The organism is Agrobacterium fabrum str. C58 (genome assembly GCF_000092025.1).
Taxonomy (GTDB): domain Bacteria; phylum Pseudomonadota; class Alphaproteobacteria; order Rhizobiales; family Rhizobiaceae; genus Agrobacterium; species Agrobacterium fabrum.
In genome coordinates this window covers 265,006-277,381 of record NC_003063.2, presented here as the reverse complement: position 1 = coordinate 277,381, position 12,376 = coordinate 265,006, and the positions used below count along the sequence as shown (strand labels likewise).

Genomic DNA, 12,376 nt, shown 5'->3' with positions numbered 1-12,376 from the left:
TCAGCCGCATCGGACGTGAAAGGGAAGGCGCTTTTGCGCCTTCCCTTTTGTTTTAGCGGATGTCTTCGGGCAGAACGTCCGAAGGGATGTTCTGGTAGGAAACCGGGCGCATGAAGCGGCGGATCGACATGGTGCCGACAGAGGTTGCGCCGAAGTTCGTCGAGGCCGGGTAGGGGCCGCCGTGAACCATGGCTTCGGACACTTCCACGCCGGTCGGGAAACCGTTGGCAAGAACGCGGCCGGCCTTGCGCTCCAGGATCGGCAGCAGCTTGCGGCCGAGTTCCGCGTCGCCGGCATCCAGATGCATGGTCGCCGTCAGCTGGCCTTCGAAGCTCTTGGCGACTTCAAGCATTTCTTCCGCGCTATCAACAGTCACGATCAGGCCGAGTGGTCCGAAGACTTCTTCAGCAAGCGCGTGGTTGGCAACCCAGTCCTTGCCGGCAACACGGTAGAGATAAGGCGTTGCATTGCGCAGATTGCAGGTGGTCGTCAGCACGTCGCGCACGCCGTTGCCGGCAGCGATACGGTCGCGACCGTCACGATAGGCGGCGGCGATGCCGTCCGTCAGCATGACCTGCGGGCCGACTTCGGAAAGTGCTGCGCGGGCGGTTTCAGCCACGGCATCCGCCTGCTCGGAGAGAATGACGGCGATGCCGGGATTGGTGCAGAACTGGCCCGCACCCATGGTGAGCGAACCGGCCCAACCCTTGGCGATGGCTTCACCACGGGCGGCAACTGCTTCCGGCAGCAGGAACATCGGGTTGACGGAACCGAGTTCGCCGAAGAACGGGATCGGCTCGGGGCGTTGGGCGCAGAGATCGAACAGTGCGCGACCGCCGGCGAGCGAGCCGGTGAAACCGACCGCCTTGATGCGTGGATGCTGCACGAGTGCGGAACCGACATCGCGGCGACCGCCCTGGATCAGCGAGAAGACGCCGGGATGCAGATTGTGCTTCTTGACGGCAGCAAGCACGGCTTCGGCAACGATTTCACCGGTGCCGGGATGGGCGGAATGGCCCTTGACGACGACGGGGCAGCCGGCAGCCAGAGCAGCGGCGGTATCACCACCGGCCGTGGAGAAGGCGAGCGGGAAGTTGGAAGCGCCGAAGACGGCGACGGGGCCGATCGGACGCTGCATCAGGCGGATATCCGGGCGCGGCAGCGGCTGGCGATCCGGCAGGGCTTCGTCGTGGCGGCGGTCGAGATAATCGCCCTTGCGGATATGCGATGCGAAAAGGTGTAGCTGACCAACGGTGCGGCCACGTTCGCCCTGCAGGCGTCCGGCGGGCAGGCCGGTCTCGGACGAGCCGATTTCGGTGATGGCGTCGGCGCGGGCTTCGATTTCATCGGCGATGGTGTCGAGGAATGCGGCGCGCTCTTCGCGGGTGGTATAGCCGTAGCTCCAGAAGGCCTCTTCGGCTGCTTCTGCGGCCGCATTCACCAGATCGACGGTGCCGACCGAAAAATCGAAAGCTTCGCCATGTGCAGGCTCACTGCGGAATTTTGCTTCCGTTGCGACCCATTCTCCTGCAACCAGATGTTTGCCATGCGGCTTGAAACTCATTGTGCTCTTCCCTGAAAATCTGATCCTGTGTGGAAAATCCACCGATACCGTGACATCGCATCGAAAGGCGACAGCGCCAAGGCCATCAGCCACGATCCTCGTCCGGTTGCCTTCTGCCTTAGCCCGTGTGGGGCCTGAGCGAAAGCCGGTTTTTGAACTATCTGACCAAAAAGTGTGATTAATTGGGCGAGGCGTGAAAAAGACGTGCTTCCGTTTGCGCGGGTGGCACTCTATTGTTACGCCATGATGACAAACAGACTTCCAAAATATATCGCCTGGTCGGTTCTTCTACTGATCGTGATCGTTACAATCTGCCCGATCGGCTTTCGTCCGCACACGCTGACGAGTGTTGGCCTCGATCGCGCGGCTGCCTTTGCCTTCTGTTCGGCGGCCTTCGTGCTGGCCTATCCGCGTTATTGGCTGGCGATCATCGTGGCGGGTATTGTTGCGGCGTTCGGTATCGAGGCGTTGCAATTCCTCTCGCCGACACGCCACCCGCATCTGATGGACGCCACCGTGAAAGCCGCTGGAGCGGTTGCCGGCGGACTTGCAACCTTCTCCTATCTCACGTTCCGGGCGCGGTTGGCCGCAGGCTGACGCATCGCCTGCGGTCAATTTTCCCGCTCAGCCTTTGCCGGTCGCAAGGCCGAAACGGCCATGCGACAGCGTGCGCTCGATGCCGCGCAGCTCCGCCAGCCCCTTCAGCCTGCCGATGGCGGGATAACCGGGCTGCGCGCCGCGCGTCAGGTCGTCGAGTATTTCCTGACCGTGGTCGGGCCGCATCGGAATGGTATGGTCGTCGCGGCCCTCCGCCCGGCGACGGGCCTCTTCGGTGATGAGTGCGGCGATGACGGCGACCATATCAGTTCCGCCCTCCAGATGCTCGTCCTCGAAGAAGGAGCAGGGAACGGTATCGGTATCGCGCGTCACATTGCGCAGATGCACGAAATGAATACGATCGGCAAAACGGCCGGCAATGAAGGGCAGATCGTTATCGGCGCGCGCCCCGAGGGAGCCGGTGCACAGCGTCACGCCATTGGCGCGGCTGTCGACCTGAGACAGCATATGGGCGTAATCCGCTTCCGTTGACAGAATGCGCGGCAGGCCGAGCAGCGGCCATGGCGGATCGTCGCCATGGGCGCAGATGTTGATACCGACCTCTTCCGCAACCGGCGTCACTTCGGAGAGAAAGTCGATCAGGTTCTGCTGCAGTCTTCCCCGGTTGATGCCGTGATAGGAGCGCAGCTTTTCCAGAAGCTGGGCGAGCGTATAACCATCCGCCGACCCGGGCAGGCCCGCACCGATATTGCGCCCCAGAGCGGCAATTTTCGTATCCGGCATCTCGGCAAAACGTTTTGCCGCTTCCTCCAGCAGCCAGTCCGGATAATCTGCCTTTGCGTCAGGGCGTTTCAGAATATGAATGTCGAAAGCGGCGAAATCGGTGAGATCGAAACGCATCGCCCTTGCGCCATGTCTGGTTTCCCAGCGCAGGTCGGTGCGCGTCCAGTCCAGCACTGGCATGAAATTGTAACAAACGGTGCGGATGCCGGAGGCGGAGAGGCGGCGTAGCGTCTCCTGCCAGTTGGCGATGTGATTTTTCCAGTCGCCGGTCTGGGTCTTGATATCCTCGGAAACCGGCACGCTTTCCACCACGTCCCAATAAAGCCCGCCGGCCTTGATTGCTTCATGTCGTTTGGTGATTTCGTCCACCGGCCAGACATCGCCGGTTGTTATGTGATGCAGCGCGCTGACGATGCCTTCCGCGCCCGCCTGAGCCGCATCCTGAACCGTGACCTTGTCGACCGGGCCGAACCAGCGCCATGTATGTCTCATCTTTGATCCTCAAATATCAGTCTGCGGAAAATGTCAGCTGCACCTTGCAGGCGGCGGAGCGGTCTCCGGCCTGTTCGAATGCCGCTTTGGCGTCGCCAAGCGGGAAGCTGTGGGAAATGATCGGTCGCACATCGATTTTGCGCGACGAGATGAGCCCGGCGGCTATGGCGAATTCGTCATGGAAACGCTGCGACCCACGCCAGACAATCTCTTTGCCCACCAGCGCATTAAGCGGAATGGTGACGTCGCCTGTCACCCCCACCTGCACGATGGTGCCGCGCGGGCGGACGCAGGCGAAGGCGGAGCGGAGCGCGGGACCGGCGGCTGAACAATCGAAAATGACGTCGAAATAACCTTTGTTGTCCTGATAGGGCAAAAGCGCATCGGCGTCCTTTGCGACATTGATGGTGCGGTCCGCACCCATGGCGGGGGCCCGTTCCAGCGCCGCATCGGTGAGATCGGTGGCGACGATGATGCCTGCGCCGGCCTGGCGGGCAGCGGCTATGGTGAGGAGGCCGATGGGGCCGGCACCGGTCACCAGTACCTTCGCACCTGCCAGATCGCCAGCCTGTGCGACGGCATGCAGGCACACCGCAAGCGGCTCGGTACAGGCGGCCTCGGCGGGCGAGGTAGCGTCCGAAAATGTCGCGCATTGTTTTGCGGGAACAACCAGCCGGTCGCGGAACATGCCCTGCTCATGCGGCAGGCGCATGGCGCTGCCCATGAAGCGCATGTCGAGGCAATGGATCGGCTGGCCCTTCAGGCAGAACTGGCAGTGGCCGCAGGGCTGCGAGGGATTGACGGCGACGAGTTGGCCGATGGCAAGCCCACTGACACCCGCACCCAAAGCCGCGATATGGCCGGATGCCTCATGACCGCAGATGATCGGCTCGCGCACCCGCACCGGGCCGAAACCGCCATCCTGATAATAATGCAGATCGGAGCCGCAAATGCCACCTGCCGCCATGGCAAGCAACACTTCGCCGGGGCCGGGGGGCGCAACGTCCTGCGTTTCGACGCGGATATCTTCACGGGAATATAGACGTGCCACGCGTGTCTGCATGACGATGCCCTCATATAGTCTGTGTGTGGAAGGAATGAACCCGCACGGCGAACCGCGCGGGCGATGATGTTTGCCTTAGCGGATCAGGCCCATTTCGGTCGGCAGCCACAAGGTGATTGCCGGAATGAAGGTGATCAGCAGCAGCGCCACGAATAGCGGCACCAGCCAGGGCAGGATGGCGATGGTCGTGCGCTCGACCGAGAGTTTCGCCACGCGCGAGAGCACGAACAGCACCATGCCGAGCGGTGGATGCAGCAGCCCGATCATCAGGTTGAGCGTGATGATGAGGCCGAAATGCACCGGATCGATGTTGAATTGCAGCACCAGCGGCAGAAGGATCGGCACGAGGATGGTGATAGCCGCAATCGTGTCGAGGAAGCAGCCGACGAACAGCATCAACAGGTTGACCAGCACGAGGAAAATCCACTTGCTGTCAGTGATCGTCAGGATCGCCGCCGACAGAAGCTGTGCCGCCTGACTGACCGTCAGCAACCATGCGAAGACCGAGGCTGCCGCAACGATGAAGAGCACCGATGCGGTCGTCTCGATGGTGTCGAAGGTCGATTTCGCCAGCGTCTTGAAGGTCATCGTGCGATAACGGACGAGGCCGAGGAACAGCGACCAGAGAACGGCCGCAACGGCTGCCTCCGTCGGTGTAAACCAACCCATCGTCATGCCGCCGATCAGGATCACCGGCGTCATCAGCGCCATGACGGCGGAGAAATCGAAATACCAGTCGCAGGCAAGCAGGATGACCAGCACGATCAGGATCGACAGGTTGAGCGACAGGCCAAATGCCGTGAGGATATAGATGCCGAGCGGCACCATCATGACAACGAGGACTTCAAGCGATGCGCCGAAGATTGTCCTGAGATTAAACGGCGTATCGGAACCCCAGCCCTTGATATAGGCAAAGACCGCAACCGTGATCATCATCAGCAGCGTCATGACGACGCCCGGAACGATGCCGGCCATGAACAGCGCACCGATCGAGACATTCGCCATCATGCCGTAGATGACGAAGGGCAGGGACGGCGGGAAGATCGGCCCGAGCGTTGCGGAAGCGGCGGTGACGCCGACGGCCGCCTCGACCGGATAACCATGATCCTTCATGGCCTTGATTTCGATGGTGCCGATGCCGGCAGCATCGGCCAGTGCGGTGCCGGACATGCCGGAAAAGATCACCGAACCGATGATGTTGACCTGCGCGAGGCCGCCCTTCATCCAGCCGACGAGCGCGACAGCGAAGGAATAGATACGTCCCGTTACACCTGCCGTATTCATGAGATTGCCGGCAAGGATGAAGAAGGGAACCGCTAGGAGCGGGAAGCTTTCCACACCCGCAATCAGGCGCTGCGCCGCGATGATATCAGGCGCGACATTATAAAAGACGATGTAGAGCAGCGAAGCCGAGGCCATGGAAATGGCGACCGGAAGGCCGATCAGCATCAGAAGAAGGAATGAGCTGATGAGAAGCAACATGTGATCAATCCCCCGCGCTCTGGAATTCTTCTGGCCGTTCCAGAACGGAATAGCCACGTCGCATATTTTCAATGAAGACCTGCACGGAGCGGAAGAACATCAAAACGAAAGCCGCCAGAACGGTGTAGAAGACGATATTGCGCGGCAGCGCCACGGTGACCATCTCCTCATCCGCAACGATTTCCAGATAACGCCACATCAGCCAGGATGTGTAGGCGAAGAACAGGATGCGCAGCACATCGACCAGGATCGACATGGCGTGGGCCACCTGCGGCGGTACATAATGATAAAGCACATCCACCTGGATGTGGCGCGACATGCGCACGCACATGACGGAGCCTAAAAACACCACGCCAATCAGGCAGTTGACGGCGATTTCTTCCGTCCAGGCGTAGCTGTTGTTGAGAACGTAGCGGGTGAAGAACTGAAGGAACACGCAACCCGTCATCAACCAGAACAGGGCGAGCGTGACCCAGTCCTCGAAGGCGTAGACCTTGAGATCGACCTCGGGCGGTGCCTCGTCGAACGTATGGGCGAGTTCCTCAGGCGTGACCTGAGTATGGATTTCCTGCGACATTGAGATATCCCGTCTGGAGAGAAAGGGCGGTGCGGCGCAAGGGCCGCACCGGATCTTGGCTCACTTGACGGCGCGAATGGCTTCCCAGTCGGCCTTGTCGTAACCGAAGTCCTCGAACTTCACCTTCTCGATGACATTCTTTTCGAAGTCGGCCTTGTCGACCTCGGCGACGTTCAGGCCACGCTTCTTGAAGTCTTCCACGAGGCTTTTTTCGCGTCCTTCGATGGTCTTTGTGGTCCGCTCGGCGGCCTCTTGCATGACATCAGTGAAAATTTTCTTGTCTTCATCGGAAAGCTTGGACCATAGGTTCTTCGAGACAACCGTGTTGAGATGGTCAACGATGTGGCCCGTCAACACGATGTTCTTCTGCACTTCGAAGAACTTCTTCGCCTCGATGGTCGTCAGCGGGTTTTCCTGTGCATCGACGGTGCCGTTCTGAAGCGCCAGATAGACTTCCGCAAATGCAATCGGTGTCGTGTTGGCGCCGCAGGCGCGCGGCATGGCAAGATAGGCAGGAACGTCGGGAACGCGCATCTTTAAGCCAGCCATATCGGCGCAGGCGGCAATCGGCTTGTTGGATGTTGTGTGGCGCGTGCCGTAATAGCTGACAGCGGCGATGTGGTTGCCGGTCTTGTCTTCATAACCCTTGGCGAGGCGCTTGAAGATATCGCTCTTGGTATAGGCGATCAGATGGCTCGGATCGCGGAAGATGTAAGGGAAATAGGTGACGCCGATCGGCTTGAAGTCACGCGCGGCAAAGCTCGAACCGGAGATGATGATGTCAACGGTGCCGATCTTGAGACCCTGGTTGATATCGGCTTCCTTGCCAAGCTGCGAGGCCGGGAAAACATCCACCTTGTAACGGCCGTCGGTGCGTTTGGCGATTTCTTCCGCAGCCCAGACCGAATCCGTGTGGAACGGTTCGGATGTTTCGTAGACATGCGCCCATTTCAGAGTGGTTTCCGCCTGCGCCGCTAAGGCGGAAAGCAGGATGGCGGCTGTTGCGCCCATCAAAGTCGACAATCTGATTTTCATTCTTAACTCCTCCCGAATTAAAGCCAGATTTCTGTTTTTTCCCGACGCCGATCACGGCGCGGTCACTCTTCTCCGATCGTTTCCTCCCCGAAACTTTCGGAAAATCTCTTTTGCGACAGCGTCAGATGCTGTCGCATCGCCTCACGAGCCCCTTCCGGGTCGTTGGCGGCAATGGCGTCGCGGATCGCTCGGTGTTCCTGAACGGCGAGGTTCCAGGTGTACGGGCCCTCGAAATAGCTGGCGAGCTTTTCGAAAAAGGGCGACAGGCTGCGCTCGTCATAAATCAGGCCGGTGAAGCGATTGAGCGCCGAATTGCCGATGATGTCGGCGATGGCGGTGTGGAAGGCCCGGTCGAAATTGAGCGCCTGTGGCGAACTGTCGAGCGCGCCGGCCATGCGTTCGATGATGTCATCGAGCTTGGCGATGCATTCCGGCGTCGCAAGTCGCGCGGCTTCCTCCGCAATCGCGCTCTCGATGATGCAGCGCGCCTGCAGGATTTCGAATGGGCCATGCGCGTCTGGCACCGGCGGCTTTTCCCTCGCCTGCCTGCCGGCAGCGTTGACGTAAACGCCCGAACCCATGCGGATATGGATGTGGCCTTCCACTTCCAGAACGATGAGGGCTTCACGAACGGTAGGGCGGGAAACGCCGAAGCGTTCCGCAAGGTCACGCTCTGCCGGCAGGCGCTGACCTTCGGTCAGCTCCCCGCTCTCGATGAGCAAGCGAATTTGTTCCGCGACCAGCCGGTAAAGGCGGCGCGGCTCCAGAGCCACAAACATGATGTCCTCCCAGCGCGAAGGTCTCCCCCCGTTCGCGCAAGCGGTAAGATGGTCTTACCAATTTTATTAGGACGTATTTATGGATGGCTGTCAATTAGCCGTCTTGGAAAAGCTTACAGGTTATGCTTGAGGGCAGCTCAGCCGGTCGGTGGTCGCCGGCAGCTCTTAGGCTTTGCTGCTGGTCAGCTTCAGGCCACCATTCCCGTCGATCACCACATCCAGTTCACCGTAACTGCCGATGGCAAGATGCGGCGTCTCGATCGGGTGGGAATGGGTCACGTTGATGACCACCACCGCAGCCCCCATGCGTTCGCCGGCCTGGATGCCCGCGGGCGCATCTTCGAAGACGACGCAGCTTTCCGGCGCAACGCCGAGCCTTTCGGCGGCCTTCCGGTAACCTTCGGGATCGGGCTTGCCGTTGACCACATCGTCGGCGCAGATCATCACGGGTGGCGGTGTGATGCCGGCCGCCGCGAGCCGTTTTTCCGCCAGTTCACGCACGGCGGAGGTGACGATAGCCCATTTTCCCGCGGGCAAAGACGCAAGAAAGTCTGCGGCGCCCGGTATCGGAATGATGCCCTCCACGTCATCCATCTCGGCGCGCAAGATCATGTCGGCCTCGGCATCCACGTCCAGGCCGGGAACCGCCTCGCGGCGTATTACCTCGGAAGCCCGCATGCCATGGATACGTTGCAGAAATGCGTTCGGCTCGATACCGTTTGCAACGGCCCACTCCCGCCAGACGCGCTCGACAACGGCAATCGAATTGACCAGCGTTCCGTCCATGTCGAACAGGAAGGCCGCGAACTCTTGCGAAAATATCTGGGTCTGCGGCGGGACTTTGCTGTGCATCTTATTCTTCCGTTGGAACTCTCGGGTATAGCCGTATCTACAGTATCCGGAGACATAACGGAATCGCTTTTCGGCCGCCAGAAGCAGATGATCGTCTCCTGAGTGTTGAAAGAATGTTGTTCCAGAATCGGACGCTGCGTGATGCCTGCGAGTCGAGCCCGAAAAGCGGGGAGGGCGAGGGTTGCCTGCTGAAAGGAGGCGTCAGCTTGCAGCAAGGATGCTCTGCTATCATGCGTCTTCATTTGCAAGGCAGTGACATGAATTCAAGGCGTAACAGCTGTTTTCGAATGTTTTGCGCGAAGGCTTTTGCAAGCGGAATTTTATTAACGAATTCATCGCTTCAGGGGCTGCGTTAACCATTTGTTAACCATATTCGAGGTACCTAATTGTCAACGATTTGTTTACCAAGATGACCAAAGTGCTAACAGACCAGCGTTCGATCCGTATCAAAGGCCGCTCCTTCCTCGCGGTCGTCCTGTCCCCCGAATCTCCGGTCGATCAATGGCTCGAAAGGCTTGATGATCTGGCTGCCCGCTCGGCCGGGTTCTTCCTGTCGCGGCCGGTGGTTCTCGATGTGTCGGAGCTGTCGCTCGACAAGGCGGGCCTGAAGGAACTGCTGGCGGCGCTGAGAGAACGCAATGTCGGCATCATGGGCATTGAGGGTGTTCGCCCGTCGATGATCGAGCCGGGCATGCCGCCGTCGCTGAAGGGTGGCAAGCCTGCTTCCGATGTCGAGGTGGAGCCGGTCGCCGTAGCTGCCGAATTGCCGGAAGACAAGCCGCACGCTTCGGGCGAAGTTCGCGCCGTCGTGCAGTCGCTGGTCATCAATGAGCCGGTGCGCTCTGGTCAGTCGATCATGTTTCCGGAAGGTGACGTCACCGTCATCGGTTCGGTCGCCTCGGGCGCTGAAATCATCGCCGGCGGTTCGGTGCATATTTACGGTGCGCTGCGCGGACGGGCCATGGCGGGTTCGCTCGGCAATGTCTCGGCGCGCATCTTCTGCCGCAAGCTTGAAGCGGAGCTTTTGGCCATCGACGGCGTCTACAAGGTTGCCGAGGACATTGACGACAAGCTGCGCGGCCAGCCCGTTCAGCTCTGGCTGGAAAACGATACGATCAAGGCCGCGAAGCTCGGCTGATAACAGAGAAACGAACAGGAACAGGAGAGAGCCATATGGGGAAGGTAGTCGTTGTAACTTCCGGCAAGGGCGGGGTCGGCAAGACCACCTCGACCGCAGCGCTTGGCGCCGCATTGGCGCAGAACAAAGAGAAGGTCGTGGTCGTCGATTTTGATGTCGGGCTGCGCAATCTCGATCTCGTCATGGGTGCTGAACGCCGCGTGGTTTACGATCTCGTCAACGTCATCCAGGGCGACGCCAAGCTGACGCAGGCGCTGATCCGCGACAAGCGGCTCGAGACGCTGTTCCTTCTGCCGGCCTCGCAGACCCGCGACAAGGACAATCTGACGCCGGAAGGTGTCGAATGGGTCATCGCCGAGTTGAAGAAGCACTTCGACTGGGTGATCTGCGACAGCCCGGCCGGTATCGAACGCGGCGCAACGCTGGCCATGCGCCACGCGGATGTGGCTGTCGTCGTCACCAATCCGGAGGTCTCTTCGGTGCGTGACAGCGACCGCATCATCGGCCTGCTCGATTCCAAGACGCTGAAGGCCGAACGCGGCGAGCGCATGGAAAAGCACCTGCTCCTGACGCGTTATGATTCCGTCCGCGCCGAACGCGGCGACATGCTGAAAGTGGATGACGTCCTCGAAATCCTTTCCATTCCGCTGCTCGGCATCATTCCGGAAAGCACGGATGTGCTGCGTGCTTCGAACGTCGGTGCGCCTGTCACGCTGGCGGATGCCCGTTGCGCGCCGGCCATGGCCTATTTCGACGCCGCCCGTCGCCTCTCCGGCGAGGATATTCCGGTCGTCATCCCGGGCGAGAAGCGTGGCATCTTCTCCAAGATCTTCGCAAGGAGGGCTGCATGAGCATCTTCAGTATCTTCCGTAAACAGAAGTCCGCACCGCTTGCGCGTGAACGCCTGCAGGTGCTGCTCGCCCACGAAAGGGCGTCGTCGGGAACCGATCTCGTCGCCGTTCTGCGGGAAGAAATTCTTAGCGTCATCGCCAAGCATGTACAGATCGACAATGACCGGGTGCATGTGAAAATGGATCGCGACGAACATGTCTCCATATTGGAGATCGATGTCGAAATTCCGTTGGGCGCCCATCTGCGCGCTGCATAAGGCACTTGATAAGAGACTCCGCCCACCTCCGGGCGGCGTTTCTCATTCTGCCGTCGTATCCACAGGGCTTCGAAACGCTTCTGCCAGATCGCCGGGCAGCGGGCGTTTCAGGTTGATGCCATTCGGCGGGATCGGCGCGTTGAACCATTTGTCGTAGATTTTTTCGATTTCGCCGCTTTGATAAATCTGCCCCAGCGCTTCGTTGACGGCGTCCCGGAAGCCGGTATCGCCGTGCCGCAGCATCAGGCCATAGGGCTGCGGCGGGGCAAGATATTCGTTCGAGATGACGTAATCTTCCGGCCTGCCGGTCTCGGCGATGAAGGATCGCAGGAGGATATCGTCCATGACGAAGGCAGAGGCGCGATTTTCCGTCACCATGTCGAAACTGCCCTCCGTGCTGTCATTCTGCAGGACGGCGATGTTCATTCCCAGTTTGCGATTGAGCACGTTGAGCTGGCTGATATTGATGGTGCCTGTCGTCACCACCACCGTTCGCCCGGCAAGATCGGCGACAGTGTTCAGGCCGCTTGATTTCAGCGCGACATAACGCGTGCCGGTGATGAAGTGGCTGTAGGAAAACCAGACGGCCTTGCGTCTTTCCTCCGTATTCGTGCTCGCCACGCATTCCATGTCTATGGTGCCGTCATTGAGAAGCATGATGCGGTTGCTGGGCGTGCGCTTGACGAATTCGACCTTCAGTTCCGGCAGGGCGAGCTTTCTCTTGATGGAATCCGCCACGCGGAGGCACAGTTCGATGCTGTAGCCGATCGGCTCCGGGCCGGTGCCCAGATAGGAAAAGGGAATATTGCGATCGGCAAAACCGAGCCGGATCGTGCCGGTCCTGGCAATGGTTTCAAGTGTCGGTGGTTGGGCATTGTCGCTGGCCGCCGCCACGGGCAGAAAGCTCAGGAAAAACAACAACAGCCACAATGTCGATCTCTGCAT

Annotated in this window: 13 protein-coding genes; 4 read left to right on the top strand and 9 right to left on the bottom strand. The window is 59.9% G+C overall.

Features of this window, described 5'->3' with window-relative positions; all coding sequences use genetic code 11:
* Positions 1-52 precede the first annotated feature (52 nt).
* Entirely contained in the window at positions 53-1,564 is a 1,512-nt protein-coding gene (locus ATU_RS15050) for an aldehyde dehydrogenase (NADP(+)) (protein ID WP_010972889.1), read from the bottom strand.
* Positions 1,565-1,807: 243 nt separating this feature from the next.
* On the opposite strand from ATU_RS15050, the gene ATU_RS15045 reads away from it, so the two are divergent.
* Entirely contained in the window at positions 1,808-2,161 is a 354-nt protein-coding gene (locus tag ATU_RS15045) for a hypothetical protein (protein WP_035257548.1), read from the top strand.
* A 27-nt stretch (positions 2,162-2,188) separates the two neighbouring features.
* Here the strand turns inward: ATU_RS15045 and uxuA are convergent, their stop codons facing one another.
* From uxuA to ATU_RS15010, 7 genes are all read right to left on the bottom strand, one after another.
* Entirely contained in the window at positions 2,189-3,397 is a 1,209-nt protein-coding gene (uxuA, locus tag ATU_RS15040; protein WP_010972887.1) for a mannonate dehydratase, read from the bottom strand.
* A 16-nt stretch (positions 3,398-3,413) separates the two neighbouring features.
* Positions 3,414-4,460, bottom strand: coding sequence for an L-idonate 5-dehydrogenase (locus tag ATU_RS15035; RefSeq protein ID WP_010972886.1), 1,047 nt, complete (start codon positions 4,458-4,460; stop codon positions 3,414-3,416).
* A gap of 75 nt (positions 4,461-4,535) precedes the next feature.
* A complete protein-coding gene (locus tag ATU_RS15030) occupies positions 4,536-5,942 on the bottom strand; it encodes a TRAP transporter large permease (RefSeq protein ID WP_035257417.1) in 1,407 nt (468 codons plus the stop codon).
* Between the two features lie 4 nt (positions 5,943-5,946).
* Positions 5,947-6,519, bottom strand: coding sequence for a TRAP transporter small permease (locus ATU_RS15025; RefSeq protein WP_010972884.1), 573 nt, complete (start codon positions 6,517-6,519; stop codon positions 5,947-5,949).
* 60 nt (positions 6,520-6,579) lie between these two features.
* Entirely contained in the window at positions 6,580-7,554 is a 975-nt protein-coding gene (locus tag ATU_RS15020) for a sialic acid TRAP transporter substrate-binding protein SiaP (RefSeq protein WP_010972883.1), read from the bottom strand.
* 62 nt (positions 7,555-7,616) lie between these two features.
* Positions 7,617-8,333, bottom strand: a complete 717-nt coding sequence (locus tag ATU_RS15015) for a FadR/GntR family transcriptional regulator (protein WP_010972882.1) — start codon at positions 8,331-8,333, stop codon at positions 7,617-7,619.
* 165 nt (positions 8,334-8,498) lie between these two features.
* Complete coding sequence (locus ATU_RS15010; protein ID WP_010972881.1) at positions 8,499-9,185, bottom strand: HAD family hydrolase; 687 nt, start codon at positions 9,183-9,185, stop codon at positions 8,499-8,501.
* Positions 9,186-9,594: 409 nt separating this feature from the next.
* Here ATU_RS15010 and minC point away from each other — a divergent pair, with 409 nt between their 5' ends.
* Genes minC through minE form a run of 3 tightly spaced genes read left to right on the top strand, consistent with a single transcriptional unit; the run spans position 9,595 to position 11,431 of the window.
* Positions 9,595-10,323, top strand: coding sequence for a septum site-determining protein MinC (gene minC / locus ATU_RS15005; protein WP_035257422.1), 729 nt, complete (start codon positions 9,595-9,597; stop codon positions 10,321-10,323).
* A 35-nt stretch (positions 10,324-10,358) separates the two neighbouring features.
* A complete protein-coding gene (gene minD / locus ATU_RS15000) occupies positions 10,359-11,174 on the top strand; it encodes a septum site-determining protein MinD (protein WP_006314831.1) in 816 nt (271 codons plus the stop codon).
* A complete protein-coding gene (minE, locus tag ATU_RS14995; protein WP_006314830.1) occupies positions 11,171-11,431 on the top strand; it encodes a cell division topological specificity factor MinE in 261 nt (86 codons plus the stop codon). Before minD ends, minE begins: the two co-directional genes overlap by 4 nt.
* Before the next feature lie 42 nt (positions 11,432-11,473).
* Here minE and ATU_RS14990 read toward each other — a convergent pair whose 3' ends face one another.
* The gene (locus ATU_RS14990; RefSeq protein ID WP_010972878.1) at positions 11,474-12,376 is read right to left on the bottom strand and encodes an amino acid ABC transporter substrate-binding protein; all 903 of its coding nucleotides are present in this window, start codon (positions 12,374-12,376) and stop codon (positions 11,474-11,476) included.

What these genes read in the sequence shown, in the direction of transcription:
- ATU_RS15050 (WP_010972889.1), bottom strand. Translation starts at nt 1,564, where the DNA reads ATGAGTTTCAAGCCGCATGGCAAACATCTGGTTGCAGGAGAATGGGTC.
- ATU_RS15045 (WP_035257548.1), top strand. Translation starts at nt 1,808, where the DNA reads ATGATGACAAACAGACTTCCAAAATATATCGCCTGGTCGGTTCTTCTA.
- uxuA (WP_010972887.1), bottom strand. Translation starts at nt 3,397, where the DNA reads ATGAGACATACATGGCGCTGGTTCGGCCCGGTCGACAAGGTCACGGTT.
- ATU_RS15035 (WP_010972886.1), bottom strand. Translation starts at nt 4,460, where the DNA reads ATGCAGACACGCGTGGCACGTCTATATTCCCGTGAAGATATCCGCGTC.
- ATU_RS15030 (WP_035257417.1), bottom strand. Translation starts at nt 5,942, where the DNA reads ATGTTGCTTCTCATCAGCTCATTCCTTCTTCTGATGCTGATCGGCCTT.
- ATU_RS15025 (WP_010972884.1), bottom strand. Translation starts at nt 6,519, where the DNA reads ATGTCGCAGGAAATCCATACTCAGGTCACGCCTGAGGAACTCGCCCAT.
- ATU_RS15020 (WP_010972883.1), bottom strand. Translation starts at nt 7,554, where the DNA reads ATGAAAATCAGATTGTCGACTTTGATGGGCGCAACAGCCGCCATCCTG.
- ATU_RS15015 (WP_010972882.1), bottom strand. Translation starts at nt 8,333, where the DNA reads ATGTTTGTGGCTCTGGAGCCGCGCCGCCTTTACCGGCTGGTCGCGGAA.
- ATU_RS15010 (WP_010972881.1), bottom strand. Translation starts at nt 9,185, where the DNA reads ATGCACAGCAAAGTCCCGCCGCAGACCCAGATATTTTCGCAAGAGTTC.
- minC (WP_035257422.1), top strand. Translation starts at nt 9,595, where the DNA reads ATGACCAAAGTGCTAACAGACCAGCGTTCGATCCGTATCAAAGGCCGC.
- minD (WP_006314831.1), top strand. Translation starts at nt 10,359, where the DNA reads ATGGGGAAGGTAGTCGTTGTAACTTCCGGCAAGGGCGGGGTCGGCAAG.
- minE (WP_006314830.1), top strand. Translation starts at nt 11,171, where the DNA reads ATGAGCATCTTCAGTATCTTCCGTAAACAGAAGTCCGCACCGCTTGCG.
- ATU_RS14990 (WP_010972878.1), bottom strand. Translation starts at nt 12,376, where the DNA reads ATGCAGAGATCGACATTGTGGCTGTTGTTGTTTTTCCTGAGCTTTCTG.